The 25,098-nt window shown below is 69.4% G+C and carries 26 protein-coding genes and 1 pseudogene; 15 read left to right on the top strand and 12 right to left on the bottom strand.

Features of this window, described 5'->3' with window-relative positions; translation table 11 throughout:
* Nucleotides 1-137 precede the first annotated feature (137 nt).
* A complete protein-coding gene (locus tag ABNF93_RS32990) occupies nt 138-590 on the top strand; it encodes an NUDIX hydrolase (protein WP_349332192.1) in 453 nt (150 codons plus the stop codon).
* Nucleotides 591-684: 94 nt separating this feature from the next.
* On the top strand, nt 685-2,034 hold the full coding sequence (locus tag ABNF93_RS32995; RefSeq protein WP_349332193.1) for an SRPBCC family protein: 1,350 nt from the start codon (nt 685-687) through the stop codon (nt 2,032-2,034).
* Here ABNF93_RS32995 and ABNF93_RS33000 read toward each other — a convergent pair.
* From ABNF93_RS33000 to ABNF93_RS33030, 7 genes are all read right to left on the bottom strand, one after another.
* The gene (locus ABNF93_RS33000) at nt 2,019-2,585 is read right to left on the bottom strand and encodes a TetR/AcrR family transcriptional regulator (protein WP_349332194.1); all 567 of its coding nucleotides are present in this window, start codon (nt 2,583-2,585) and stop codon (nt 2,019-2,021) included. The two genes, ABNF93_RS32995 and ABNF93_RS33000, sit on opposite strands and share 16 nt — an antisense overlap.
* Nucleotides 2,586-2,630: 45 nt before the next feature.
* On the bottom strand, nt 2,631-3,863 hold the full coding sequence (locus tag ABNF93_RS33005) for an MFS transporter (protein ID WP_349332195.1): 1,233 nt from the start codon (nt 3,861-3,863) through the stop codon (nt 2,631-2,633).
* Nucleotides 3,806-4,243 carry a nuclear transport factor 2 family protein gene (locus ABNF93_RS33010; protein ID WP_349332196.1) on the bottom strand — a complete coding sequence of 146 codons (438 nt, stop codon included), beginning with the start codon at nt 4,241-4,243 and terminating at the stop codon, nt 3,806-3,808. The genes ABNF93_RS33005 and ABNF93_RS33010 overlap by 58 nt, the downstream gene beginning before the upstream one ends.
* Nucleotides 4,240-4,848 (bottom strand): NAD(P)H:quinone oxidoreductase, encoded by a 609-nt coding sequence (wrbA, locus tag ABNF93_RS33015; RefSeq protein ID WP_349332197.1) that lies wholly within the window; start codon nt 4,846-4,848, stop codon nt 4,240-4,242. Before wrbA ends, ABNF93_RS33010 begins: the two co-directional genes overlap by 4 nt.
* 31 nt (nt 4,849-4,879) lie before the next feature.
* Nucleotides 4,880-5,755 (bottom strand): NAD(P)-dependent oxidoreductase, encoded by an 876-nt coding sequence (locus ABNF93_RS33020; RefSeq protein ID WP_349332198.1) that lies wholly within the window; start codon nt 5,753-5,755, stop codon nt 4,880-4,882.
* 85 nt (nt 5,756-5,840) lie between these two features.
* Complete coding sequence (locus ABNF93_RS33025; protein WP_349332199.1) at nt 5,841-8,477, bottom strand: AAA family ATPase; 2,637 nt, start codon at nt 8,475-8,477, stop codon at nt 5,841-5,843.
* A gap of 180 nt (nt 8,478-8,657) precedes the next feature.
* Nucleotides 8,658-9,851: an MFS transporter gene (locus tag ABNF93_RS33030; RefSeq protein WP_349332200.1), complete on the bottom strand. Its 1,194-nt coding sequence runs from the start codon at nt 9,849-9,851 to the stop codon at nt 8,658-8,660.
* Nucleotides 9,852-9,921: 70 nt separating this feature from the next.
* On the opposite strand from ABNF93_RS33030, the gene ABNF93_RS33035 reads away from it, so the two are divergent.
* From ABNF93_RS33035 to ABNF93_RS33060, 6 genes are all read left to right on the top strand, one after another.
* Nucleotides 9,922-10,716: a helix-turn-helix transcriptional regulator gene (locus ABNF93_RS33035; protein ID WP_349332201.1), complete on the top strand. Its 795-nt coding sequence runs from the start codon at nt 9,922-9,924 to the stop codon at nt 10,714-10,716.
* A 183-nt stretch (nt 10,717-10,899) separates the two neighbouring features.
* Nucleotides 10,900-11,157 carry a metal-sensitive transcriptional regulator gene (locus ABNF93_RS33040; RefSeq protein WP_349332202.1) on the top strand — a complete coding sequence of 86 codons (258 nt, stop codon included), beginning with the start codon at nt 10,900-10,902 and terminating at the stop codon, nt 11,155-11,157.
* Between the two features lie 10 nt (nt 11,158-11,167).
* Nucleotides 11,168-11,476: a rhodanese-like domain-containing protein gene (locus ABNF93_RS33045; protein WP_349332203.1), complete on the top strand. Its 309-nt coding sequence runs from the start codon at nt 11,168-11,170 to the stop codon at nt 11,474-11,476.
* A 59-nt stretch (nt 11,477-11,535) separates the two neighbouring features.
* A complete protein-coding gene (locus tag ABNF93_RS33050) occupies nt 11,536-12,885 on the top strand; it encodes an MBL fold metallo-hydrolase (RefSeq protein ID WP_349332204.1) in 1,350 nt (449 codons plus the stop codon).
* A 68-nt stretch (nt 12,886-12,953) separates the two neighbouring features.
* The gene (locus ABNF93_RS33055) at nt 12,954-13,565 is read left to right on the top strand and encodes a rhodanese-like domain-containing protein (protein ID WP_349332205.1); all 612 of its coding nucleotides are present in this window, start codon (nt 12,954-12,956) and stop codon (nt 13,563-13,565) included.
* 232 nt (nt 13,566-13,797) lie between these two features.
* Entirely contained in the window at nt 13,798-14,130 is a 333-nt protein-coding gene (locus tag ABNF93_RS33060) for a carboxymuconolactone decarboxylase family protein (RefSeq protein ID WP_349332206.1), read from the top strand.
* A 285-nt stretch (nt 14,131-14,415) separates the two neighbouring features.
* Here the strand turns inward: ABNF93_RS33060 and ABNF93_RS33065 are convergent, their stop codons facing one another.
* Nucleotides 14,416-14,574: a hypothetical protein gene (locus tag ABNF93_RS33065; protein WP_349332207.1), complete on the bottom strand. Its 159-nt coding sequence runs from the start codon at nt 14,572-14,574 to the stop codon at nt 14,416-14,418.
* Nucleotides 14,575-14,671: 97 nt separating this feature from the next.
* Here ABNF93_RS33065 and ABNF93_RS33070 point away from each other — a divergent pair, with 97 nt between their 5' ends.
* The 5 genes from ABNF93_RS33070 (at nt 14,672) to istB (ending at nt 19,082) form a co-directional block, all read left to right on the top strand.
* Complete coding sequence (locus tag ABNF93_RS33070; RefSeq protein ID WP_349332208.1) at nt 14,672-14,824, top strand: SDR family oxidoreductase; 153 nt, start codon at nt 14,672-14,674, stop codon at nt 14,822-14,824.
* Nucleotides 14,825-14,932: 108 nt separating this feature from the next.
* A complete protein-coding gene (locus ABNF93_RS33075; protein WP_349332209.1) occupies nt 14,933-15,646 on the top strand; it encodes a YciI family protein in 714 nt (237 codons plus the stop codon).
* Between the two features lie 853 nt (nt 15,647-16,499).
* Nucleotides 16,500-16,667 (top strand): hypothetical protein, encoded by a 168-nt coding sequence (locus tag ABNF93_RS33080; protein WP_349332210.1) that lies wholly within the window; start codon nt 16,500-16,502, stop codon nt 16,665-16,667.
* 364 nt (nt 16,668-17,031) lie between these two features.
* On the top strand, nt 17,032-18,291 hold the full coding sequence (gene istA, locus ABNF93_RS33085; RefSeq protein WP_349332211.1) for an IS21 family transposase: 1,260 nt from the start codon (nt 17,032-17,034) through the stop codon (nt 18,289-18,291).
* The gene (gene istB / locus ABNF93_RS33090) at nt 18,291-19,082 is read left to right on the top strand and encodes an IS21-like element helper ATPase IstB (RefSeq protein ID WP_349332212.1); all 792 of its coding nucleotides are present in this window, start codon (nt 18,291-18,293) and stop codon (nt 19,080-19,082) included. The genes istA and istB overlap by 1 nt, the downstream gene beginning before the upstream one ends.
* 1,077 nt (nt 19,083-20,159) lie before the next feature.
* Here istB and ABNF93_RS33095 read toward each other — a convergent pair.
* Entirely contained in the window at nt 20,160-21,491 is a 1,332-nt protein-coding gene (locus tag ABNF93_RS33095) for a beta-propeller fold lactonase family protein (RefSeq protein WP_349332213.1), read from the bottom strand.
* 106 nt (nt 21,492-21,597) lie between these two features.
* Between ABNF93_RS33095 and ABNF93_RS33100 the strand changes: the two genes are divergently transcribed.
* Nucleotides 21,598-22,509 carry a LysR family transcriptional regulator gene (locus tag ABNF93_RS33100; RefSeq protein ID WP_349332214.1) on the top strand — a complete coding sequence of 304 codons (912 nt, stop codon included), beginning with the start codon at nt 21,598-21,600 and terminating at the stop codon, nt 22,507-22,509.
* Between the two features lie 275 nt (nt 22,510-22,784).
* Here the strand turns inward: ABNF93_RS33100 and ABNF93_RS33105 are convergent, their stop codons facing one another.
* The 3 genes and pseudogenes from ABNF93_RS33105 to ABNF93_RS33115 all read right to left on the bottom strand — a co-directional run.
* Nucleotides 22,785-23,123, bottom strand: coding sequence for a VOC family protein (locus ABNF93_RS33105; protein ID WP_349332215.1), 339 nt, complete (start codon nt 23,121-23,123; stop codon nt 22,785-22,787).
* 122 nt (nt 23,124-23,245) lie between these two features.
* The gene (locus ABNF93_RS33110; RefSeq protein WP_349332216.1) at nt 23,246-24,148 is read right to left on the bottom strand and encodes a VOC family protein; all 903 of its coding nucleotides are present in this window, start codon (nt 24,146-24,148) and stop codon (nt 23,246-23,248) included.
* 109 nt (nt 24,149-24,257) lie between these two features.
* A pseudogene (locus tag ABNF93_RS33115) lies at nt 24,258-24,399 on the bottom strand (Tn3 family transposase); the annotation flags it as partial.
* Between the two features lie 56 nt (nt 24,400-24,455).
* On the opposite strand from ABNF93_RS33115, the gene ABNF93_RS33120 reads away from it, so the two are divergent.
* Nucleotides 24,456-25,097 carry a 3'-5' exonuclease gene (locus tag ABNF93_RS33120; RefSeq protein ID WP_349332217.1) on the top strand — a complete coding sequence of 214 codons (642 nt, stop codon included), beginning with the start codon at nt 24,456-24,458 and terminating at the stop codon, nt 25,095-25,097.
* Nucleotide 25,098: the final 1 nt, after the last annotated feature.

Consider the following 25,098-nt stretch of genomic DNA (forward strand, 5'->3'; position numbering starts at 1 on the left):
GAAGACCTCCAAGTCGGCGTGTGTAGACACGCCGATCCTGGACACCCTTCGCCCCATCACCCCAGGTCAGACCCAGCGTGTCGCACACATGTCCCGACCTGGTCAAAATTTCCGATCAACGATCTAGCCTTCGCCGCATGTCTGACTATGTGCGTGAGCTGCGGAAGCATGTGGGTAGCCGACCACTCCTCCTGGTCGCTGCGGGGGTGATCGTCAAGGACTCCGCTGGCGCCGTTCTGCTGCAGCGCAACGCCGAGACTGGCCAGTGGGGTATCCCTGGAGGGGCCATGGAACTCGGGGAAACCCTGGAGGAGACGGCGAAGCGCGAGCTGCACGAAGAGACCGGTCTTGTCGTGCGTGACCTGGAACTGCTGGATCTGCACTCTGGTCCGGACTGGTTCCTGGAGTACCCCAACGGAGACCAGGCCTACGTCGTCGGCGCCACGTATCTTGCCGGAGCCGTGGAAGGCGAGCCTCGGCCGGACGGCGGCGAGTGCAGTGAGGTGCGTTACTTCTCGCCGACTGGGCTTCCTGCCGACATGAACACCTACAACCGGCGGCTGCTCGATCGCTCCCTGGACAAGCTTTGACCGCCTGCCAGGGCGCCCGAGGACGGGCCCCACGGGTCCACGCCGGCGGTGCGTGCCGGTAACTCGCCACGCCGCCGTCTGTACCATGTGGTACATGTGGCAGTTGGTGACGGCGGGCGGGTTCGATCGGATCGGCAGGTGGGCGGGGTACGGCGCCGCGGTCGCCATGACGCCGTACCTGCTCGTCAAGGTCTCGTGGGTGGCGCAGGCGCTCGCCGGTCGGTACGACGGCGACGCCACCGCGTTCGTGGCACTCAACATCGTGACGATCGGCATGGCGGCCGTGGCGATCCTGGTCGCGCTGGCGCTGGCACGCCCGTGGGGCCAGCGGGTGCGGGCGACGCCGCTGGTCGTCGGTGGCTGGCTCGGCGGCGGGTTCCTGGTCTCGGCGCTGCCCTACCTCGCGGTGCAGGCGTTCCTCAGCGCTCCGACGGAAGGAGCCGGAACCGGCTCGTCGGGGCCGTCCTGGGAGATGGCGCTGCTGCAGACCGCGTTTGTCGGGATGGGCGCCGGACTCGCGCTCGCGCTGCCGGCGTACGTCGCTCGGCGGTGGCCGGCGGCGGCGCGGGTCGCCGCCGCCCGTGCCGCAGGCGGCCGCCTATGGCCGGCAGCGGCCGCCGCGCTGGTCGGGGTCGTCCTGCTGCAGTGGGCGGCCGGCAGCCCGCTCGGGCTCACTGTCCCCGGCGACCGCGCCCCGCACTGGCACGCCTTCCACGCGGTGCTCGGCGGCTGGGCGCTGGTCGGCGCAGCCGGTTACCTGGCGTTGGTCCGCCACCGGATCCGTCGTGCGGCCTGGCTACCCGTCGGCGCCGTCTGGCTCACGAGCGGGGCGCTCGTCGCGTGGCACGGCTGGAAGCTCCCGTTCATCCTGGTCGCTTCGGCTGCCGGCCGGCCCGAGGACTCCTGGTTCCCCGAGCACCTCGGGCTGCTCGTCGTCATCCACGTGGTCGCGGTCGCTGCCGGGCTCGGGATGATGAGCACCCTACGCGGCCGGCGCGATCGTGCGACGTCGTACGTCGTCACCCGCGAGCTCGACGCACCGGTCGAGGTCGTGTGGCAAGTGCTCAGTGACGTCGAGGCGATGCCGCGCTGGACGCCATCGATGACCCGGGTCAGGATCGCCGGCGGCCGACCCCTCGGCCTCGGCAGCCGAGTGCGGATCCGGCAGCCGAAGCTGCTGCCGGCCACCTGGACGGTGCATGACTGGCGGCCGGTCGGCGGGTTCGCATGGCACAGCCGCACCACCGGCGTGCACACCATCGCGACCCACCGGATCCTCCCGGCCGGTGGCCGCCGCAGCGAGCTGGCCCTGTCGATCGAGATGCGGGGCGCGTTCGCGCGACCGATGTGGCGGATGGTCGCCGGCACCATCCGACGGTACGTCGACCTCGAGCTGGCCGGCCTGGCTGAAGCGGCCGAGCAGCGCGCTCAGTCCGCGGAGTAGAGCGCGAGGTAGCGCTCGTGCGCGGCCGTCACGCCGTCACTGTCGCCGCTCGCGAGGAGGTCGAGCAGCAGGCCCCGGACCACAGCCACGCCGAGCCGCGCGTCGACGGCCGCGGTGGAGGGGTCGCCGGTGAGCTCGGCGAACGCGGCGGTCAGCGGCGCCAGCCAGTCGTTGATCACCCCTTCGAGCAGTGGCCGCGCGTGCTCCTTGCCCTGCAGGGCGGCTGCGTAGAGCTCGAAGAACAACCGCTCCCCCGCCGCCTGCTCGGGGTCGGCGAGTTGCTCCCACCAGGCGCGGGCGGCGGCCAGCGGGTCGTCGTACTCCTCCGACAGCGCGGCGTACCGTTCCCGCGCCGCGGCGTCCACCTGCCCCACGACAGCGATCATGAGCCCGTCCAGCGAGCCGAAGTGGTAGATGAGCATCCGGTGACTGGTGCCGATCGCCTCGGCGAGCGAGCGGAGGCTCCAGTCGGTCGAGCCGCGCTCGGTCATCACCGCCACCACTGCCGCGAGCAGGCGCTGGCGCGGGGAGGACGGCTCCGATGTGCTCACCGCTCGCAGGTTAGTCGGCCCGCCGACGCCCGTGCGTCGCCCGGGTCAGGCAGAGACGCCGGCGGCCACCGCCGGTCCGACGGCGATGCCGAGCAGGTAGCAGCTGGTGAAGAACCCGATGGCGGCATCGCGCGCAGTCTCTGGGACGAACGCCGAGGCGCGGTGGATCAGCATGCCCTGGCCCGAGACCGCGGCGAGCGAGCAGAGCCCGAGTCCGACCAGCACCACGGCCGTGGCCGGCGCCAGCGAGGCGGTGACGGCGCCGACGATTGCCGTGGCCGGCAGCAGCACCGTCAGCCAGGCGGTCGGCAACCGCGCACCGAGGGGTACGACGACCCACGACAGCGAGCCGCCCGCCAGGTAGGGCCACAGGATGACCATGCCGGTCGCGGCGGCGGACACGCCCTGGTCGGCGAGCAGGACGGGTGAGAGGTAGAGCAGGCCGAAGTTCGTCGAGGCCAACGTCAGGCTGAGACCACAAAGGAGCCAGAAGCGGCCGGCCCGCAGCAGACCTGGCGGCGGGAAGCGGTGGGGTCGGGCGCCGACGTACCTGAACGCCAGCGCGGCGAGCACCAGCGCGGCCGGGCCAGCGAGGACGAGATGGACGGGCATCATCGCCACGGCCGTCACGACGCCGGCGACGAGCGCGATGCCGAGCGGATCCCAGGGTCGGACCGCTCGCCGAAAGCTCGGTCCGAGCGCCCGCAGCAGGGCAGGCATGCCGAGCAGCGCGAGCACCGGAAGCGCGAGCGTCACGCGCCACGACGTCAGGTCGGCCACCGCCTGCCCGACCAGTGGACCCGAGGAACCGACCACCGCCAGCCCGCCGGTGATGGCACCCACCTGCACCGCCGAACGGGCGAGGCTGGTGGCGAGAACTGTGAACCCCGCGGCGCCGAGGGACTGCAGGAGCGCGGCGAGTGCCAGCACCGGCACATTCGGACCGGTCAGCGTCAGAGCCGCCCCGAGCGCGAGCAGGGACGCACAGGTCGCCACCACGCCGCGCGGTCCCAAGCGGCCGAGCGCGGCACCGGCGATCGCGGTTCCGATCGAGGTGCCGGCGCCGAACGCGGTGACGATCAGCCCGGCGTGGCCGTCGATCCGGTCCAGCACCAGCACCGGCCCCGAGACGCCGAGTGACATCGGCGCGCTGAGGGCAACCAGCACCAGGGCGGCGACCGCCGGCGGCGCACCGGCCCTGCTGGCCACCACCGCCGGCTTCATCGCTGCCTCGGCCTGGAGGCGCCGCGGTGGTAGACCTTGTTCGCGATCCGCCACTCGCCGTCCTCGGCCACGAGCACGAACATGTCGGTGAAGACGTCGGGCCCGTGGTGCAGGGTCATGGCCGCGGTGGCGACGGTCCCGGTCACACGTACGACGTCGAGCCGCCGCCGACGGTCGGCCTCGTCGGCCGCGGGGGCGCCGGGAAAGAGGCCGCAGTAGTCGTCGAGCGGCCACGACGCGAAGCCGTGCTCCCGGATGCCCTCCACGTGAGCTGTCGGCCGGAAGGCTCGGCGGAAGTGGGCGGGGTCGCCGGTCGCGTGGCCGCGGGCGTAGGCGACCAGCGGCTCCAGCACCGCGGCCGGCGCGGCCGCCTCCGGTGCGATCGTCAACCGGAGGTCGGCCAACGCGGCCGCGTCGGGCACCGCGCCGCTCATGCCGCCGGCCGCCGGACCAGCCGGGCGAACCGCAACACCCGCTCGGTCAGGTGGTCCACCGCAGTCAGCTCCACCTTGCCCGGGAGCTCGCTGCCGTCGGCGCCGCTGAGGTTGGCGGCGCCGTACGGGTTGCCGTCGACGAACTTGATCGGGTCGGTGTAGCCGGGCGGCACCAGGACGCCGCCCATGTGGTGTACGCAGTTGTACAGCGCGAGCAGGGTGGCCTCGGTGCCGCCGGTGCCGCCGGAGGAGAAGCCGGCGTAGACCTTGTCGGCCAGCCGACCCTCGGCCCACAGCCCGCCGAGGGTGTCGATGTACTGCTTGAGCTGGGAAGCAACGTTGCCGAACCGGACCGGCGTGCCGAACAGCACCGCGTCGGCCCACGCCGCGTCGTCGGGCGCCGCCACCTCGATGTCGGTGGTCGCCGCGGCGTGCGCGGCCCATGCCGGCACGCGGTCGATCACCTGCTGCGGGGCGAGCTCCGCGGCGCGCCGCAGCCGCACCTCGGCGCCGGCGTTGGCTGCGGTCTCGGCGGCGCGCTCTGCGAGCCGGTGCACGCTGCCGGTCGAGCTGTAGTAGATCACCGCGAGTCGGGTCTGGGTCATGGATCTGCTCCTTGTGGTTTCGTGGTTGTCGTCAGCCGGCGCGCACGTAGTCGACGAGCCGGGAGTAGTTGTCGGCGCCGTGGCCGTCTCCGACGGCGCGGGCGACCCAGCGCCGGGTGACCTCGACCAGCTCGTTGTCGAGGCCGACGTCCTCGCCCTGCCGGAGCAGGTCCTCGATCGACGGCAGGTGCGCGGCGAGACCGCTGGTCGGCACGGCGTACTCGTCCTTGTCGATCTCGGCGGCAAGCACGCCGAGGAAGTCGTGCAACTGACGCAGCTGGACGTCGGCGCCCGCCAAGAAGGCGCCGACCTCGACACCCTCCGCGGTGAGCATTCCGGCGGCATGCACGAAGCCGTTGAGCAGGCCCCACATCACTGAGTGGATGCCCATGCCGAAGAGCGCCGCCGTGCCGGGGTCGTCGGAGACCAGCCGGCCATTGCCCGCGAGCACGTCGAGGGTGGTCCGGTGACGCTCGTAGACCTCCGCCGACCCGCCGTACACGATCACGCTGCTCGGGTCGCCGATGCCGGCCGGGATGGTCTCGATCTGGCCGTGTACGTAGCCGACGCCGTGGGCCGCCGCCCACGCGGCCGTACGCCGAGCGTCGCCGGCGGTGCCGTCGGAGAGGTTGACCACGTCGCTGTACGCAAGGGCGTCGCCGGCCCGCTCCAGCAGCCCGCGGGCCACCTCACCGCCGGTGACGTTGACGACCACCAGGGGACTCGCGCTCGCGGCGGCCACCAGGCTCGGCGCCGCCGTCGCGCCCATCTGGACCAGCCGGTCCGCCTTCTCAATGGTCCGGTTCCAGACCGTGGTCGGGTGCCCGGCGTCCACGAAGGCCAACGCCAGGGCGGCGCCCATGTCACCGAGACCGACCACGCTCACTGGCTGCTTCTGCTCGCTCATCGCACGTCCCTTCGTCGTCGGTGACGACGCTAGGGATGCGGATTACCGGCCGGCTTCAGTAACGGCTACTGGAGATCGACCGCCGCTACTGGAGATCGACCTCCGCCAGCTCGCGTCGGGAACTGATGCCGAGCTTCGGGTAGGCCTTGTAGAGGTGGTACTCCACCGTGCGGCGGCTCAGGAACAGACGTTCCCCGATCTCGCGGCTGGCCAGCCCCTGCGCGGCGAGCCGCACCACCTGCAGCTCCTGCGCGGTGAGCCGGTCGACCGCGTCGACCGCGGTGGCGGTCGCCGGACGGATCCGGGCGCCGGCCGCCCGCAGCTCCGCCCGCGTCAGCTCGAGCCACGGCCCGGCACCGAGCCGCGTGAACCCCTCCTCCGCTGCGCGCAGCTGGTCGCGGGCTGCGGTCGCGCCCCGGTTGCGGCGCAGCCAGCTGCCGTAGGCGAGCTCGGTGCGGGCCCGCTCGAGCGGCCGGCCGCCGAGCGCGTGCGCCGCCAGCGCCGCCTCGAACGCCTCGTCGCTCGGGTCGAGCAGTGCCCGAGAGCGTGCAGCGACCGCCCGCGCCCACGGCTGACCACCGGCAGCGGCCCACTGCTCGAACTCGGCCAGGGGGTGCTCGGCCCGTTCCGGTACGCCGAGCCGGACCGCCGCCTCCACCAGGTCACCCGTCGACGCCATCAGCACCGTGACGTGGTGGCCCGGCGCGCTCCTCGCCGCCTCTAGTCGCCGCAGTGCCTGATCGACGCGTCCGTGGCCGAGATCGCTCAGGCTGAGCGCGCAGGCGGCCGAGACCCGCCCGGTGTCGTCGAGCCGGCTGGTCAACGCGCGCAGCCGCGCCTCGTCGCCCTCGACCGCGGCCGGCCACGCGAGCGCCACCTCGGCCGACGAGGCGCGAGTTGGCAGGCCGGCGTCGCGGGCCAGCGTCAGCGCCTCGGTCGCGGAGACCTTCGCGTCCCGCATCCGTCCGGCCCGGAACTCCGCCGACGACCTGGCGTGGAGCAGTCGCGGCAGCCGGCCGAGGTCGCCGCGGTCGCGCGCCTGCTCGATGCCCGCGGCCGTCAGCTCGAGCACCGCGTCGTCGTCACCGAGCACGATGGCGGCGTACGCGCCGTGCAACAGTACGTCCGGATCTGCGGTCGCGCCCGACGACCGGGCGCAGGCGACCGCCGCGCTCAGGTGGCGCAGGCCGGCCTCGTAACTGCCGGCCACGAGGTCGGCGAAGCCGGAGACCTTGCAGTCCTCGTGGCCACGGGCCTGCAGCTGCTCGGCGGCGGCCGTCACCGGCGACGGGTCGGTCGCGAACCAGCCGTACGACGCCGCGGTGGCGTACAGGCCGAACGCCACGTCGGCGGCGGCGACGGCCGCTCCGTCGAGCAGCAGGCGGGCCGCGCGTCCCGGATGACCGCGCTCGAACTCGGCCGTACCCAGGATCCGGAGCCGTCGGGTGACATCGCCGGTGGTGACCGGCTCGGCGCGCTCGGCGAGCGCGGCGGCCGCAGCGGCGTCGCCACCGGCGAGCGCGGCATCGGCTGCGGCGAGCAGTCGCTCCGCGCGCAGACTGACGTCGGTCGTCAGCTCGGCGGCCCGCGCGAGCAGTCGAGACCCGGCCGCGGGGGCCCCGCAGCCGGCGAGGCGGCTGCCCGCGGCGCTGACCTCCTTCGCAATCGGTTCGTCGGGCACCAGCGTGCCGGCGGCGAGGTGCTGCGCGCGTCGTGCCGGATCGTCGGTGACACCGGCGAGTGCGCGATGCACCTCGGCGCGCTGCGCGGCGGGGGCGTCCTGGTAGATCACGGTCGTCAGCAGCGGGTGGCGGAACCGGACCTGCTCGCCGGTCGCCTGGACCAATCCCGCCCGCTCGGCGGACGCGAGGTCGGCGAGATCGGCGCCGAGAGCCGCGGCAGCGGCCGCGACCGTCACGGTGCTCCGGCCGCCGTCCGCCGCCGCGATCAAGGCGAGCAGCCGCGCCTGTGACGGGAGTCCGACCAGCTGGTCGCGGAATCGTGCGGCGACCCGATCGGCCACGGGTAGCGGTGTGCCGTCGTGAGCAGCGGGGACTTCGTGGGCGGCGATCTCCAGGATCGCGAGGGGGTTGCCCTCGGCGGCGGCGATGATCGGCGGCTGAGCGGTCTGCGGCAGACCGCGGTCGGTGAGGAGATGGGCAGCCTGGTCCGGCGCGAGTCGGCCCAGATCCAGCGTGGTCGCAGTCGGGATCGCCGGTGCGGCGCCGCGGGTCGCGAGCACCAGCACCAGCCGCTCCCCGGCGAGCCGACGGGCCGCGAACCCGAGCGCCTGCGCACTCGCGTCGTCGAGCCAGTGGGTGTCGTCCACCAGACACAGCAGCGGCCGGTCGTCGGCTGCCTGTGCCAGGAGGTGCAGGACGGCGAGCCCGGCCGCGAACCGGTCACTGTGGTCCGCCGCGCCGTCGCCGTACGCCGCGCGGAGCACCGCTGCGTGCCGTGGTGCCAGCGTGGTCAGCTGCTCCCGCAGCAGCCACGCCAGCTGGGACAGGCCGGCGAGGCCGAGCGCGGCCTCCGCCTCGACGCCGGCGATGCGGACCACCCGGAAGTCGCGTGCCGCCTCCGAGCCGGCGAGCCAGTCGAGCAGCGCGGTCTTGCCGATGCCCACCTCACCCCGGAGCACGACGACGCCGCTGGTGCCGTCGAGGGCAGCCTCCAGCACCGACGTCAGTCGCGCCTGCTCGTCCGCCCTGCCGTGGAGCATGCCCGACCTCCTCCCGGCCTTCGTGGAGAGAAGTCATCTCGCACCGCCGGCTATTCCTGAGCCGGAGATTTTTGTACCGAATGGTTCACAGGGCCTTGATCCCAACCGCCCATGAATGTGCACGGTGAGCGGATGGCTCCTGCAACGGGTCTCCACCCGGACCGCCTTTGCCGCCGACCGTCAGCCCGAGCCGGGCGGCGACCCGGGGCTTTGCATCGACCGACTTCCGGGCGTGAGACCGACGGCGTCCGTCGGCTCCGACAGCCTCCGCAGCAGCAGCCACGCCAGTGCCGGCATCGCGACCAGGGGCACCAGGGCTGCCTGGAGCGACGTGTGGTCGGCGAGCACGCCGACCAGCGGGCTGGTCAGGCCGCCGGCACTGACGGTGAGTCCGAGCGTGATGCCGCTCGCGGTGCCGATCCTGCTCGGCAGGTAGTCCTGCGCGAGGGTCGTCTGCAGGGAGAACGGTACGTAGAGAGCGATCGCCGTGATGATGACGAACGGATAGATCGCGAGCCCCGGTACGACGACGATCCCGCTCACGCCGACGACGGCGGCGGCGTACGCCCACCTGGCCACGTCGACGCGGCGCCAACGCTCGGCCAGTCGGCCGCCGGCCACGGTGCCGACGGCGCCTCCGACGTACAGCAGGGCGAGGGCTGCGATGCCCGCCGCGGTGCCGCCGCCAGTGCGCTGCGCCACGTGCAGCGCGAGGAACGTACCGAGACCTACGAACACGATGGACCGGCAGACCACCACCGCGGCCAGCCTCACCATCGCCGGCCAGTCGTCGATGCCGGCGACCTGCCTGCTCGTGGTCGGGCCCGGCTCCGGCGTCGCCGGGGCCGCCAGCAGGTAGAGCACGCTCCCGACCACCGCCGGGACCAGGAGGATGGGTGTGTACCGCAGGCCGCCCAGCGCAGCGACCAGACCGACCAGCAGCGGGGCCGCGGCGAAGCCGACGTTGCCGCCGAGCACGAACCATCCCATGGCCCGGTGACTGCCCCTGCTCACGAGCCGCGCGACCCGGGCGGACTCCGGGTGATACGCGGCGACCCCCACGCCCGACAGCGCCACCAGGAGCACCGTCACCAGGTAGTCGCCGACCACCCCGGACAGCGCGATCCCGACTCCGGCGACCAGGGTGCTCACTGGCAGCAGCCAGCGCAGCGGGCGGCGGTCGGCCACGAAACCGAAAAGCGGCTGGGTCAGCGAGGAGAGCAACGAGGTGGCCAGCACGAAGCCCGACACTGCCGCGTAGGAGTACGCCCGCTCGGCGACGAAGAGCGGCACCAGCGCCGCGAGCGCGCCCTGGTAGACGTCAACGCAGCCATGGCCGATGGTGAGGAAGAGCACGCTCCGGTCTCGACGCACTCTAGGAGTCTGCGTCCTGCGCAGTCCTGCGTACTTCCGATAAACTGTCGACTGTTGTCGATATCCCGCCATGGATGCCGGAGGTGATCACACCGGCAGGATCGACGTACGGACCCAGCCGATCGCTCCCACGAGCATCCGCTGGCTCGACCGTGGCGACAGCATCGACACCCACCGGCACAGCGACCACCAGGTGGTCTACCCCGCCAGTGGGGTGCTGACCATCACCACCGACCGGGGCTCGTGGATCGCCACGCCGACCAGCGTGATCTGGGTGCCCTCCGGGGTCGCTCACGCGCACGCCGCCCACGGCGAGCTCGAACTCCACCTCGTCGGCGTGCCCGCGACCACCGCAACCACCGGCCTCACCGAACCGGTGCTCCGCAGCGTCACGCCGCTGCTGCGGGAGCTGATACTCGAGTGCACCCGGGTCGCCGAAGCCGACACGCCGCGTCGCCGACGACTTGTCGCCGTGCTCGTTGACCAGGTGCGGTCCGCGCCACCCGCGCACGGCCACCTGCCAGCCCCGACGTCGCTGCTGCTGCGCGACGTGTGCGGGATCCTGGCCCGCGACCCGGCCGACAGCCGTACCCTCGCCGCCCTCGGCCGTGATGTCGGCGCCAGCGAGCGCACGCTCTCCCGCCTGTTCCACGCCGAGCTCGGCATGACCTTCCCGCAGTGGCGCACCCGGCTGCGGCTGCACCACGCCCTCGAACTGCTGGCCGAGGGCGGATCCGTGACGTCCGTGGCCCACCGCTGCGGGTGGTCGTCACCGAGTGCCTTCATCGACGTCTTCCGCCGTGCGTTCGGAACCACACCCAGCGGTTACCGACGGCCCGCGGCCCGCGCGGCGCTGCGGACCTGACGCCCGTCCCGGTCGGGGCCCTGGTGCCGCGCGCTCGGCCGGGTTGCGTCGAGGCCGGCCAGGCGCTTCTGGGCCCCGGGGCGAGGCTCATTGCAGCCAGGTCACCTCGTCGAGGTCTGTGGTAGCGGAATGTTCCTGCTAGTGTCGACTCCATACCCCCCGGGGTACCATGAAGGAGTGGACATGAACATGGATCCGAACCAGCTCGGAGATGTCGTCGCCCGGCTGAAGCGAGTACAGGGCCAGGTCGGCGGGATCATTCGCATGATCGAGGAGGGTCGCGACTGCGCAGACGTGGTAACCCAGCTCGCTGCAGCGGCCAGAGCCCTGGACCGCGCCGGCTTCAAGATCATCGCGACCGGGTTGCGGCAGTGCGTGGTCGACGGCACCCGGCACGTGGACGAGGCCGAGCTGGAGCGGTTGTTCCTGTCCCTGGCCTAGGGGGTGTCTGATGGATCCACGCACCGCCTTTGACCTACGCGACGAGGTCCAGTTCCTCGACGTGCGCGAGAACGACGAATGGGACGCCGGTCACATCGAGGGCTCTGCGCACATCCCGATGGACAGTGTTCCGGACCGGCTCGACCAGATCGACCGTGGCCGCCCGGTGGTCGCGGTGTGTCGCAGCGGCCGCCGGAGCGGACTGGTCGCGGCCCACCTCTCGCGTGCCGGTTTCACCGTCCACAACATGACCGGAGGCCTGGAGCAGTGGGAGGCCGAGGGCCTCCCACTCACCGGGCGGCGGACCCAGGCGGGTTGAGGCATTGCCGGCCCTCTCATTTTGCAAGTAGGTACCCTACCCGGTAAGGAACGAGCAGTATGGTGCAGATCGAGACGATCGAAACCTCGGGCCTCGGCGACCGCAGCTATCTCGCCACGGATGGTGGGGTGGCCGTGGTGGTCGATCCGCAGCGCGATATCGACCGGGTTCTCGAGCTGGTCGACAAGCACGGCGTGCGCGTCACCCACGTGTTCGAGACCCACATCCACAACGACTACGTGACCGGTGGGCGCGAGCTGGCCGAACGGTTGGGCGCCGCCTACGTGCTCTCCGGCGACGACCAGGTGTCGTACGACCGGCTTGGCGTCGGGGACGGCGATGTGATCACCACCGGTGCTCTGCGGATCCGTGCCCTGCACACGCCCGGGCACACCCACCACCACCTCAGCTACGTGCTGGAGGACGCCGACGGCCGGCCGCGGGCGGTGTTCACTGGCGGTTCCATGCTGTACGGCACCACCGGCCGCACCGACCTGGTGGGCCGGGAGTTCACCGACGAGCTCACCCACGCCCAGTTCGCGTCCGTCCGGCGGCTGGCCGCCGAGTTGCCGCCGGAGACCAAGGTTTTCCCCACCCACGGGTTCGGCAGCTTCTGCTCGGCGACCCAGGCAAGCGGCCAGGAGTCCACGATCGGGCAGGAGCACCAGGTGAACCCGGCGCTCACGCTGGAGGAACGGGAGTACGTCGACAACCTGCTTGCCGGCCTGGACGCCTACCCCGCCTACTACGCCCGCATGGCCCCGATCAATCGGCGGGGGCCCGCACCGGTCGATCTCTCCCTTCCCGTGCAGGTTGACGCTGCCGAGCTACGCCGCCGGATCGAGGCAGGTGAGTGGGTGGTCGACCTGCGCGACCGGCGGGCGTTCGCGGCGGCGCACCTGGCCGGATCGCTCGGGTTCGAGCTGTCGACCAACTTCGTCACCTACCTCGGGTGGCTGTACCAGTGGGGCACGCCACTGACACTCGTCGGGGAGTCGGAGCAGCAGATCGCCGAAGCCCGCCGGGAACTCGTCCGCATCGGCATCGACGCCCTGGCCGGCATGGCCGTCGGCGACGTGGCAGCCCTCGCTGATGGCGAGCCGCTCCGCTCCTATCCCGTGACCGACTTCGCCGGACTGGCGAAGGCCATGGCCGAACGCGACGTCCACGTGCTCGATGCCCGCCGCAACGACGAGCGTGCCGCCGGTGGCGTCGCAGGGTCACAGCACATCCCACTGCACGAACTCCGCGACCGGATCGACGACGTACCTGCGGGTGAGCTGTGGGTCTACTGCGGCTCCGGCTACCGCGCCTCCATCGCCGCCTCCGTCCTGGACCGCCCCGGTCGCCACGTCGTGCTCATCGACGACAGCTACGACTCAGCCAGGAACGCCGGACTCGAGAGCTAGACCGCGCGAGTGCCCTCACCCGTCACAGCTGGGCACGCACCAACCTCACCAACTCCGCGAGGAGATGCATGACGAACGCAAACCACCATGTCGATGCGGTCACCGTGCGCGGGTGGCTCGACCATGCCGACACCGTGACCGTGATCGACGTACGCACACCTGCCGAGTTCGACACCGCCCACATCCGGGGCTCCTACAACGTTCCGCTCCGGCTGCTCGACGAGCACGCCGACCAGGTGCACGCCCGGCTGGACCACCACGTCGTGCTGGTGTGCCAGTCCGGCTTACGTGCGGCTGAAGCGCGCCAGCGGCTCGCCGCCAGCGGCATGGACGACCTGCACGTCCTCGACGGCGGCGTGCCCGCCTACGCCGCTGCCGGGGGGAACGTCGTGTACGGACGCCGCCGCTGGTCCCTGGACCGCCAGATACGTCTCACCGCCGGGCTCCTCGTGCTGCTGGGCACGCTGGCGAGCCTGTGGGTGCCGTGGACGCTCGCGGTCGCCGTCCTCGTGGGAGCCGGGCTGACCTACGCCGGCCTCACCGACAGCTGCCTGATGGGACGAATGCTGTCGAAGCTGCCGCGACTGCCGGCACACCAGCTACGCCGCTGGTTCGCCTATCTCGTTCTCCTTGTCGCCGCGCTGGTCGTAGGCCAATTCATCTTGACTCCACACGGCTAGACCTGAAGATGGCCACGAGATAACGGGCCACGTCGAGAATTCGAGGCCCGACCGGTATGGCAGAAACCTGCGAGGTCCAGCTGCGGACTCACCCTGACTTGGCACAACCTCGCGGATTACTCACATCGCCAGCCCCGAACCAGGCCGTCCATAGGATGGAATCTCCAGCCGGCGCAGTCGAGATGCTACGGACAGCAGGTGAAATGGAATGACCATGGATTACGGTACGCACGTGCAGGAGGAACTGCGCGAGCTCACCCGTGAGCTGCGGCGGGCCATCCCGCAGGTATATGCCGGATACAAGCAACTGCACGACGGTGCGCTTGCAGCCGGTGCATTAGACGCCAAGACCAAGGAACTGATCGCCTTGGCCATCGCGGTGAGCAAGGAATGCGACGGCTGCATTGCGGCTCACGCGCACGCCGCCGTCGAGCGGGGCGCGTCAGAGCAGGAGGCCGCCGAGGCGATCGGGGTGACAATCTTTATGAACGGTGGACCAGGCACCGTCTATGGGGCACGAGCATTCTCTGCATTCCGCGAGTTCGACGCGAAGAAGAACCAGTAAGGCCGACGCATCTCCCGCCCGATGACGCCGACACGTTTCGGCCGGCCCTTGCGCTGATCACGACCGGCTGGCCCACCGGCTTCGGCTACCGACCGAATGTGGGCCCGTTCGTCTTCGATATCCGAGCGCGCGCTCGGAGCCACCCAAGCAGATGGCGTATCCGTTCCGGGTACCAGCGCGTTCCCAGTTCGGCGTTGCTGATCATCTGCGGTCTTCTGGAGGCCCTGCGCGGCCAGATTGTAGCCACGCGGCAGCGTTTGGGCGATGCAGAGACACATCGCTCGACTATGACGTCTGCACGTCGCCGGCGATCGACCAGATGGCGAAGGCGAGAGCGATTGCGACCGCGACCAGGGGCCAGGTGGGCACTCGTCGCGGGAAAGCATTGCCGACGAGTAGGGCGACGCCGATGAGGATCAGTGCCAAGGGGGCCAGTGTCAGCATGCGTGGACGGTACAGGTGTACCGCTGCCACGTCCGGGCTATCGGCACTTCAGACTGGAGACCGTCTGCGATTCAGGTCTGGGCCGATCGCGACCGGCGTGACGTTTGCGCTCACGTCCCTCGTGTGGTCTGCGGGCGAGCCCCGCGAGATCGCCGAGATCATCGCCTTCCTCGCCAGTCCCGCAAGCAGCTACATCAACGGCGCGATCCCCTTCGCCAACGGCGGCGAGCTCAGCACCCTGCCCGGCTGAACGAAGAAGGCTTGATTCTTTGCCGTCAGCCTGTCGGATCCGGCGCGGGGCATTCGTAGTAGGAATGAGACGCGGCCGGAGGAGGCCGCGGAGACAAGGAGTCGTGAGATGGCGCGGTATCTGATCTCGTTCGAAGACGGCGCGATGGACTTCCCGGACGAGGACCTGCCCGATGTGACCAAGGCCGCGCATGCCGTCCGTGAGGAGGCCAGGGACGCGGGCGTGTTCGTCTTCGCCGGCGGGCTGGACTACGACGTGAAGCCCGTCGTAGTCGCCACTGACGGGATGGTCACCGACGGCCCGTACCCGGAGAGCAAGGAACTCCTCGGCGGCATCACCATCGTCGACGTACCCACCCGGGACGCGGCCCTGGAGTGGGCCGCGAAGGTCGCGGCCGCCTGCCGCTGTGCGCAGAACGTCCGTGCGTTCTTGCCGAAGCGAGGCCGCGACGAGAAGGCGCGGTACCTGATCTCGTTCGACAACGGTGCGATGGACCACTTCGCCGAGGAGGACTGGCCCGAGGTGGGCGAGACCTCCCATGCAGTGATCGAGGAGGCCAAGGACGCCGGCGTGTACGTCTGCGCGGGCGGGCTGGACTACAGCCCGGAGGACGGCAGTACGCCGGCGTGGGTCGGCACGGTGGCCACCGACGGGACGGTCACCGACAGCCCGCGCCCGAAGGCCAGGAAACCCATCGGCGGCTTCACCGTCGTCAAAGTGCCCACCAGGGAGGCGGCCATGGAGTGGGCCGCGAAGATCGCGGTCGCAGGGCGCTGCGCGCAGGACGTCCGCATGTTCATGCCCGACCCCGCCGTCGACTGAGACCCCGTTGACGGCGACGCCGCAACCGTTCGCACACAGGGCGGCTGTCCCGGTGGCATCGCAAAGCTGCAACTACCGCCCAAAGATGGGGGTAAAGGGAAGACGATCTTGATCGTCTTCGGCGTGGTGCCTGCGACCTGGGCTGTTGGGCCAGTGAGGGGACTTGAGGCGGGCAACTCGATCGCGGCCTGCTCGTCCGCTCTACGGAGGTCGTCGACCGGGTGCACGGTCGCCCGGTGTTGCAGGTCGTTGGGGGCACGCCGGGGCCCGGTGCGAGCGACGTATTACGACTGGGACTTTGTGCGCGGGTCACCCATCGGTTCCGGCGTACCTGACTGTGGACTGCTCCCGGTAGGGGTGGGCCTTTGATGGCTGGTGAGGCCGTTCGGGGCCGCGTCAGGGCCACGTCCGGCTGTTGAACCTTGAACGCCACCAGAACGTTTGTCGAGGAGACTGCGTATGTCGGCTACGAGGTCGCGCATCTCAGCGGGCAGATCCCGCTTTCCGTCGGAGTGGCGACGGTTGCGACCGATGCGGGCAGTTGCAGCTATCCGAATGGCGGCGGTCCGGCAGATCTCGATTCCGGTGCGCTGCAACTCGTGCGAGTGGAGTACCTGTCGTCTGGCTTGCTCGTGCAACCTTCTGGCAATCTCACGCTCGCGGCGCAACTTCTCCATCAAGCTCGCACGGGGCCCTGGCTCACCCTCTTCCACTGGCCCAGCCTAAGAGGCGTCAGGCCACCCGGTCCAACATCCGGCCATGACCGCCAACGTCTGATATCTGTTGAATCTTACTGACGTGGACGCACAGGTATCCCTGGCTACTCCTCCTCGGAGGCGCTCCGGTACACGTCGTGGCGGCTCGGCTTGGCCATGCGGACCCCGCGATCACGCTTCGGGTGTACGCCCACGTGATCGTCGGGCATGCCGCCGGTGCGGCCGACCAGTTCGCCCAGGCGGTGGCGGTCGAGGTCGACCACGACGACGAGCATTCCGGCCGTGACGAACCGACCTCGCGTTAGCAAAGGTGTGAGCAGACCGGAGCGTAGTGGAAAACGATGCCCAGGCCAGGCCCGTGCTGACCTGGGCTTTCGTGTGGAGCCAGCGAGGGGAATCGAACCCCTAACCTCCCGATTACAAGGGGCGCCGATCCTGCCGACTGTGGCCCCTACCTGCGACGATGCCCACACAACCACCCACACCAGCCACCTTGGACCCCATGTCTTAACGAGATTTCGCGTCACGGATGGCGTCACGACCCAGCCGAGCTGCGTGCACCCGGCGGCTGCCGATGTATGAGCCACCCGATTCCAAGTTGTCAGCGCTCTTCGAAAAGTAGGCCACTGGCGCTCTTTGAAAATCGGCCACCCAACCACGATTGGCTGGGTGATCACAGTGCAGGACTGGGCGAAGATCAGGTACCTCCACGGCAGCGAAGGCTTGTCGATCCGGGCGATCGCGGCCCGGTTGGGACTGTCGCGGGACACGGTCGCGAGGGCGGTGGCGTCGAGTTCGCCGCCGCGGTACTCGAGGGTGAGTGGTCCGTCGGCGTTCGATCCGTTCGAGCCGCAGGTGCGGCAGCTGCTGGGCGAGTTCCCGACGATGCCGGCCTCGGTGATCTCCGAACGGGTCGGCTGGCCGGGCTCGCCGTCGTGGTTCCGCAAGAAGGTCGCCCGGCTCCGGGCAGAGTATGCGCCGAAGGATCCGGCTGACCGGCTCTCGTATCGGCCTGGCGACCAGGCCCAGTGCGATCTGTGGTTCCCTCCGGTACTGGTGCCGCTGGGGTGTGGGCAGGCTGGTTCGCCTCCGGTGTTGGTGATGGTGGCCTCGTTCTCGAGGTTCATCACGGCGGCGATGATCCCGACCCGGCAGACGCCGGACCTGTTGGCCGGGATGTGGTCGATCCTGGCCGAGCAGATGGGGGCGGTGCCGCGGCGGCTGGTCTGGGACAACGAAGCCGGCATCGGCCGCGGCGGCACGCTGGCCGCGGGTGTGGCTGGGTTCACCGGGACGCTGGCCAACAGGATCGTCCAGCTCAAGCCGTATGACCCGGAGTCCAAGGGCATCGTTGAACGCGCCAACGGCTTTCTGGAGACCTCGTTCCTGCCGGGGCGGACGTTCACCTCGCCGGCGGACTTCAACACGCAGCTGGCTGAGTGGATGCCGAAAGCGAACGGTCGCCGGGTCCGCAGCACCAATGCGAGGCCGGGCGATCTGGTCGCTCTCGATCGGGCGGCGATGGTTCCGCTGTCGCCGGTGGCTCCGGCGGTCGGGTTCACCACTCAGGTGCGGCTGCCGCGGGACTACTACCTGCGGGTGCTGGGCAATGACTACTCGATCGACCCGAGCGTGATCGGCCGAATGATCGACGTCCACGCCGACCTGGACACCGTCACCGGCCACTGCGACGGAACCCTCGTCGCGTCCCACCCGCGCAGCTGGGCCCGCCGGCAGACCATCACCGATCCGGCCCACGTCCAGACCGCAGCCCGGATCCGCGGCGATTATGACCGCACCCGCACCGGTGCCGCGGCGGTGGACAGCGGCGACGGCGCTTTGGTGCGTGACCTGACCGACTACGACACCCGGTTCGGCGTCGACTTCATCACCGACGCCAGCCTCGACGCTCGGGAGGTGGCGTTCTGATGGCCACCGCACCAACCGAGGCAATCAAGCAGATCGAGTACTACGCCACCGCGCTGAAGGCACCCCGGATCCGAGAGGCCGCCACCCGGCTGGCCGACCAGGCCCGCGACTCCGGCTGGACACACGAGGAGTACCTGGCCGCGGTGTTGTCCCGGGAGGTGTCCGCCCGCGAGTCCTCCGGCTCCGAGCTACGCATCCGCGCCGCCAGCTTCCCCGCCCGCAAGGCGATCGAGGAGTTCAACTTCGACCACCAGCCCAGCCTCAGCCGCGACACGATCGCGCACCTGTCCACCAGCCAGTTCATCCCCAAGGCACAGAACGTGGTGTTGCTCGGCCCGCCCGGCACCGGCAAGACGCACCTGTCCATCGGGCTGGGCATCGCCGCCGCCCAGCACGGTCACCGGGTGCTGTTCGCCACCGCCGTCGACTGGGTAGCCCGGCTCCAGACCGCCCACCAGCACGGCCGGCTCACCACCGAACTGGCCAAGCTGCGCCGCTACGCACTCCTGATCGTCGACGAAGTCGGCTACATCCCCTTCGAACAAGACGCCGCGAACCTGTTCTTCCAACTCGTCTCAACCAGATACGAACACGCCTCGATGATCCTCAGCAGCAACCTGCCGTTCTCCCGCTGGGGCGACGTGTTCAGCGACCACGTCGTAGCAGCCGCGATGATCGACCGCATCGTCCACCACGCCGACGTACTCACCCTCAAAGGCAACAGCTACCGCCTCCGCAACACAGACATCGACACACTCCCGTCCCACCGAACCAAGAACACGGCACAATAACCACAACCAAGTGGCCGATCTTCGAAGAGCGCTACCGGCCTAGATTTCGAAGAGCGTCGACACAAGTGGGCCGACGGCCCCAGGACCGGCTATCTCACACCTTCTGATGCGATGAAGGAGCGGGGCCTCCGCTCCTTCATCGCATCAGAGGGTGTCCTAATCGGTGCGTCATACTGCGGGAAATGCGTCACGATCTCGTTGATGTTGCTGCTGCGACAGCTCGGCGAGGACGCCTTGCACCTCCTTCGATTCCCAGCGCCTCACGGCGTACTGACGCCTCGTGGCGCACACCGCAGCGAAGTACCGCAACGCCAGCAACCCACGCCGACATCAGATGGCGCGACATGGCCGAACCATTAACCGCTGTGCCGGTAGTTCGCATCGAGGTGCCTGCGAACAACGGGGCCGTCCAAGCACCACTCCGGCTCGACTTGCATGCAACAACGCCAGGTGACCATCGCCACAAGTGAACTTGACCTACCGGCCCACCTGTCATTTCGCGTGCGCACAAGATGCCCGTTCTCTGTCAGCGGCTCAACCACGGGATACAGCCAGGCGCGGGCTTGGGCTCCGGGCTCGTACCGCTGGTCCCCGGCCACGATGGCCGGCAGCGGCCGGAAGGGGTCGAGCAGCGTCGGGCCGTGCACCGTTCGTCGTCCTCGAGCCGAAGAGTCAAGTACGTCTCGGCTGGCTCCCGCGATCACCCGTCGGACGGTGACAGCGGCCCGCCGGCGTGGTTGCGCAGGGCCTCTGCGCGCACTCGGGCACCTCGACCGGGCCGCGGTCTGTGGTGTGCAGCCAGCCCGCACCAGCCACGACCAGAACGTCGACGAGCTCGGCTGGTAGGACCCGGCCCAGCACGACGCACGCGGCGCGCCACCCATGTCAGCCGGATGCCTCCTTCGCGTACGTCGGGCCGTACCGGTCGAGCAGTGATGCCAGCACGGAGCCGTGACGGGGGGGAGCCCGCACCGATATCCGGGGCGGCGGGCGTGTTCCCGTCGGCTCGCGGTGTTCCGGTCCGTGGGCGATCGACCCGATGGCCAGCGCTTTGAGGTGAAGATCCGTCGTCCGTGGTCACCCGCTGAATGATTGGCTGTGCCGCGAGGGCGGCATGACGACGTGGTGGACGCCGTGCGGGAGGTCGATCCTCCGGTCCGGCACCAGTTCGCCGGTTTCGGCGTCGACGCGGAAGACCTGCACGCCGGGCGTGTCCTGGTAGACCGAGGCGATGAACCAGCGCCCAGAGGGGTCGAAAGTGCCGCCTTCGGGCAGGACACCGTCGAAGAGAACCGTTCGCGCGGCGGACAGCCGCCCGGTCGCCGGATCAAGCCGCAACAGGCTGACAGAGGCGTGCTCGTCGTACTCTGAGGAATCGGGCGGCAGCGCGGTGCCGCGCATGTTGACCGTGGCCACGAACCGGCCATCTGGGCTGACGGCCAGACCCTCGGCGGACCGGTCGGTCGCGGCTGTCGCGACGACCCGGTGGCTGGCACGCTCGCCAGCCGCGGCGTTACCGAGGCGGATGACACCGACGGTCGACGGCTCGTTTGGCAGCCGGCCCTCCAGGTCGGTCGCGGTCAGGTCGCGGCCCCAGTTCGAGGTCAAGTAGTGCCTTCCGTCCGGGGTGAACCGGCCGACGAACGGGTCCTTGCCTGTCGCCACCACGTTCCCCCAGAGCCGGGGGCGCTCGCCCACCTCGACGAAGGCGACTCGGTCGCGATTCGTGACGTTGACGGCGACGAACCGTCCGGACGGATGCCACTGCACGTTAGTCACGAGGTCACCCCGGGCCGCGGTGACGCCGAGCGCTGCAAGATCGACGGACCGCGGAGTTCCCAAGCCGCTGCCGTGCTTGCTCTTGGGGATGATCTGCAGCACCGACCGCCGGTCCGGATTGGCCACCACAGCTACGGCGGAGCCGTCAGGACTTACGGCGAGAGCCTCGGGCATCGCGGCTACGGCGACGGTGCTGCGGACTCGAGGCGCTGACGAGTCCGACACGTCCAGCACGGTCAGCTTGGTGCCTTGGGCAAGGTCATTGACGGTGGAACCGCCAGGTGGGCGCTGTCCTAACCGTTCGACCACATAGGCGGTGCCCCCATCCGGTGACAGACCCAGGACCTCGGGAGCGGAGGTGACTGAGTTGGATGCCTCCACCGAAGCTGTCGCCACGCGGTTGCCGTTCAACTCAACGACGGACACGAGGTCACGGAACCCGGCACTCTCCGGCGACAGGACACCATCGGCATAAGTACTGGCCAGATGCTCACCGTCTGAGACGACGACGATTCGTCCGTCCAGAGCCGGCGCCCGTCGTTCCTCGGCTTGTGCTTGCGTCACAGCGCAGGCCGTCACTGCGGGGAGGCAGAGCAACGTGGCGCTCGCGATAGTCAGGCGACGAGTCATGGCTGTCCTCTCTGGGCACGAAGCTGTCAACTCCAGCCTGCGCTGGCACCCCTGATCGGTGCCAATTCAAAATTGGTCACCTGTGATAACCAGTTAAGATCACCGGGTGGATCTCAGATCGGTGGAGTGCTTCGTAGCGGTCGCCGATCTGCTGCATTTCGGCCGGGCCGCGTCCTCGTTGCACCTCAGCCAGCCAGCCCTCAGTGGACGTATCCGCTCCCTCGAGACGGAGGTGGGGGTCAGACTGCTCGACCGCGACCGGCGATCGGTGGCCCTGACCGAGGCAGGCCGGGCCTTCCTGCCGGCGGCGCGCGAGACCCTGGCCGCAGCGCACGCCGCCAGCACCGCGGCACGCCGCACGGCCCGCGGCGAATCAGGTCAGTTGCGCCTCGGGTTCACGGTGATCGCCTTCCACACGTCGCTCCCGCGCGGAGTGCAGCAATACCGGGCGCAGTATCCGGACGTGGTCGTCGACCTGGTCGAGCGCAACTCGCCCGCGTTGGAGGAAGCCCTGGTCAGCGGGGAGATCGACCTCGCCATCCTGCATCCCCCGCTCCGCCAACCGGGCCTCGTCGTCCAGGAGCTACCCGCCGAACAGCTCGTGCTCGCATTCCCGGAGACACACCCACTGGCGGATCGCGCCGTCCTCACCTTCGCAGATCTGGATCGCGAGCCACTCCTAGCAGCGCCACGCGCGATCGGCCCTGCCCTGTACGACCGCCTGATGGCCGCCTTCGCGCAGGCCGGCGCGGTCGCACAGGTGGTCCAGGAGGTCACCCCGATGACCACGCTCACAGGCCTGGTGGCCGCAGGGTCCGGAATCGGCTTCGTTACTCAGGGGATCGCCAACGCCAGACGCCCTGGAGTGACCTTCACAGCCGTGCGCGGTGCACCCGATCTCCCCCTCGCTGCGGCATGGCTTTCACCGGACCCACTGCCATCGGCCAACAATTTCCTCGCCATCGCTCGCCGCGTGCTGACCGATCGTTCCGCTGAGGCGAGTGCATCTCGGGCCTAGGGGTGAGCCTGCGCGCAGTCGGTGAGGCACGGCGGACCTTGCCGCAGTCGACGCCCGCGGACCAGCTGCGACCAACCACGCCCTGTGCGGCCATAGCCCGATGTCGTTCGTCCGCAGGAAGCGTGCCCGTAAGTGGATCCGCTTACGAACAGGTAGGACGATCGCGGCGCGACGCCAACGTCTCATGCGTAGGTGACGCTCGCTTGTAGGTACGTCGGGCGGGAGATCGCCGTAGCGGACTACACCAGTGACCGGAGTCCGTTTGGCCGAGGTAGTCACTGGCTTGGCGAACACAGGCAGAATGGATGACCCACCGGGTCGGCGTACACCGGCCAGGGACCACCGATGTCAGGTAGTTGGATCGCGCCGAGGTGCTTGGCCGTCTCCACTGCGGTCGGGTCTTCGACGGCGATGTCGAGATGAATTTGTGGCGGGTACGTCGGGTCGGGCCAGCGGGGTTGGCGGTGTTCGTCGATCTTGGCAAAGGACAGGATCGGGCCGTCGCCGCTGTCGAGCATTCTCCAGAAGCTGTCCCACTCGTGTCTGGTCTGGTGCAGTCCGAGTAGCTCGGCGTAGAACGCGGCCAGGGCGGAGTGGTCCTCGCTATCCAGCACGATTCCGCCGATCGTAGGTGCCGACCAGGTGTCGTGGGCACGCAGAATGGATGTCCCGCTGGGTCGGACCAGACTTCGCAGTCGGTGCCGTCCTCGTGCCAGGTGGCTCCATGCTCGCCGAGTCATGCCCTTGTGGCGGTGGCATCGGGGACGCCGATATCGAGGTGGACCTGCTTTGGGTATGCCGGGTCGGGCCACTGGGGCGGGTGGTATTCCTCGATGGCTTGGAACGCCAGCCGTGGGTGCTCACCCTCCCGCCCGATTGTCATCAAGTCCGGTGGTCGCCGCAGGATCTGCATGTCGAGCAGCTCGGCGTAGAACGCGGCGAGGACCTCGGGGTCGGGGCAGTCGATCACGATGGTGTCGATTCGTGGCGTCATGGAAGCACAGGATGGCACTTGGCAGGGACACTCCAGTCCGGCTACGAGGCACACATGCTGGTCGTGCGGGCGTTGCCGCGCGTCAGCGGCGCCTTGATCCCAAACGGAGAGGGCAATTCGGCAATCACCGAAGTAGGGAACGTCGCGGTCGGCCAGGAGGTCAAAGTCGTCGACAACGGTGCCGTAGACCCATCGGTAGTAGCCGGACCCCGCCATGTGTCGGCCGAACCGGTCGGCATCTGCCCGCGAGACAAGTCTGCGAAGGGCGTCGATCTCCTGCCAGCAGACGACCAGATGCAGGTAGGTGGAGAACGTGCTCCGGCATCCATCGGGATAGCCAACGGGCACGTCCGGGTACCGCTGCTCGAGCTCGTCGCTGATCAACGCGTCCACGACGTCGGACCGCTCATGGCAAAACCAGTGCAGCTGCTCATGCACATAGACGGCCAGGAGGCGTCGGCCACGGTTGCGCGTGTTGAGCGTCAGAACCGGATGGCTGTGCGGAAGCTGTGTCGCCTCGTCGACGAGGACGTCAGTAGTGAAGCGCCAGGGCGTCAGGTCGTGAGCGGCGAGCAAAGCCTCCAGTTCCGCCTTGGTACGCCGTTCCTCATCGGTGCCGCTGACAAGACGGACAGTGGGCGTCATCCAGGCGATGTTGAACCCGTCGACAGCTACGTGTCAATGGCTGACCTTAGTTCATCTGATCGACGTGTCCGATTGAAGATCACATACTTACCCGAGCAGTTGATCAGCTGGAGTGGATGGCCATCGACATGCGTTCGACGTGCCAGTAGATCAGCCCTCCGCAGCCGCCGTAGCGGCAGTGCCACTCGGTGAGTGAAGATGTTCTGGTCGAACGCCCCGAAGTGCGTGGAGTCGCTGCCGACCGCGGAGGTGACAAGCTGTCAGATGTTGATCGGAACTCGACCATCGCCCCCCACCGAGGATGTACATGGACGACCTGACCCCGGACGATGTGAGGTACGTCGTCATCGACTTCGAGGGCACCACGCCGCCCGGTCGACCGCCGGCGCCCATCGAAGTGGCCGCCCTCGTCCTCAACCCGGCCGGTGACTCGGCCACGTCGGAAGCGTCCTTCGAGGAACTCATCCGACCGCCCGACGATGCGCCGGTGACGCCGTTCGACACCATGCTAAAAGGGATCACTTCCGCCGACGTGCAGACCGCACGGCCACCCGCCGACGTCTTCACGGCCCTCGACATCTGGCTTCCAAATAGCCGCTGCCTACTGGTCGCGCACCACGCATCGGTCGAGGCAGGAATGATCTATCGGCACCGTGAACACTGCCCAGCGCTTTCCACAACCCCATTCCTCGACACAGTACGGATGGCCAAGGCCGTCCTACCGGGCGTCGGGTCCTACAACCTGGACCAACTCCTCCTCCAACTGCGAATCCCCAGACCAATCAACCGGCACCGCGCCATGCCCGACGTCCGCGCGACAGCGCAACTATTCCGACGCCTCTGGGGCCTCGGCGTCAGCCAAGGCCACTGGAAAACTGGCAAAGACGCCCTAAAGATCGCCGGCCTAACACCACAGGCGTCCAGACCCCAACAGACCTCCCTGTTCTAAA

This window comes from Actinopolymorpha sp. B9G3, assembly GCF_040120725.1.
Classification (GTDB): Bacteria; Actinomycetota; Actinomycetes; order Propionibacteriales; family Actinopolymorphaceae; genus Thermasporomyces.

Bases quoted from the DNA above. Each gene is read 5' to 3' on its own strand.
- ABNF93_RS32990 (WP_349332192.1), top strand. From the start codon at position 138: ATGTCTGACTATGTGCGTGAGCTGCGGAAGCATGTGGGTAGCCGACCA.
- ABNF93_RS32995 (WP_349332193.1), top strand. From the start codon at position 685: ATGTGGCAGTTGGTGACGGCGGGCGGGTTCGATCGGATCGGCAGGTGG.
- ABNF93_RS33010 (WP_349332196.1), bottom strand. From the start codon at position 4,243: ATGAGCGGCGCGGTGCCCGACGCGGCCGCGTTGGCCGACCTCCGGTTG.
- wrbA (WP_349332197.1), bottom strand. From the start codon at position 4,848: ATGACCCAGACCCGACTCGCGGTGATCTACTACAGCTCGACCGGCAGC.
- ABNF93_RS33020 (WP_349332198.1), bottom strand. From the start codon at position 5,755: ATGAGCGAGCAGAAGCAGCCAGTGAGCGTGGTCGGTCTCGGTGACATG.
- ABNF93_RS33025 (WP_349332199.1), bottom strand. From the start codon at position 8,477: ATGCTCCACGGCAGGGCGGACGAGCAGGCGCGACTGACGTCGGTGCTG.
- ABNF93_RS33035 (WP_349332201.1), top strand. From the start codon at position 9,922: ATGGATGCCGGAGGTGATCACACCGGCAGGATCGACGTACGGACCCAG.
- ABNF93_RS33040 (WP_349332202.1), top strand. From the start codon at position 10,900: ATGAACATGGATCCGAACCAGCTCGGAGATGTCGTCGCCCGGCTGAAG.
- ABNF93_RS33045 (WP_349332203.1), top strand. From the start codon at position 11,168: ATGGATCCACGCACCGCCTTTGACCTACGCGACGAGGTCCAGTTCCTC.
- ABNF93_RS33050 (WP_349332204.1), top strand. From the start codon at position 11,536: ATGGTGCAGATCGAGACGATCGAAACCTCGGGCCTCGGCGACCGCAGC.
- ABNF93_RS33055 (WP_349332205.1), top strand. From the start codon at position 12,954: ATGACGAACGCAAACCACCATGTCGATGCGGTCACCGTGCGCGGGTGG.
- ABNF93_RS33065 (WP_349332207.1), bottom strand. From the start codon at position 14,574: ATGCTGACACTGGCCCCCTTGGCACTGATCCTCATCGGCGTCGCCCTA.
- ABNF93_RS33075 (WP_349332209.1), top strand. From the start codon at position 14,933: ATGGCGCGGTATCTGATCTCGTTCGAAGACGGCGCGATGGACTTCCCG.
- istB (WP_349332212.1), top strand. From the start codon at position 18,291: ATGGCCACCGCACCAACCGAGGCAATCAAGCAGATCGAGTACTACGCC.
- ABNF93_RS33095 (WP_349332213.1), bottom strand. From the start codon at position 21,491: ATGACTCGTCGCCTGACTATCGCGAGCGCCACGTTGCTCTGCCTCCCC.
- ABNF93_RS33110 (WP_349332216.1), bottom strand. From the start codon at position 24,148: ATGACGCCCACTGTCCGTCTTGTCAGCGGCACCGATGAGGAACGGCGT.
- ABNF93_RS33120 (WP_349332217.1), top strand. From the start codon at position 24,456: ATGGACGACCTGACCCCGGACGATGTGAGGTACGTCGTCATCGACTTC.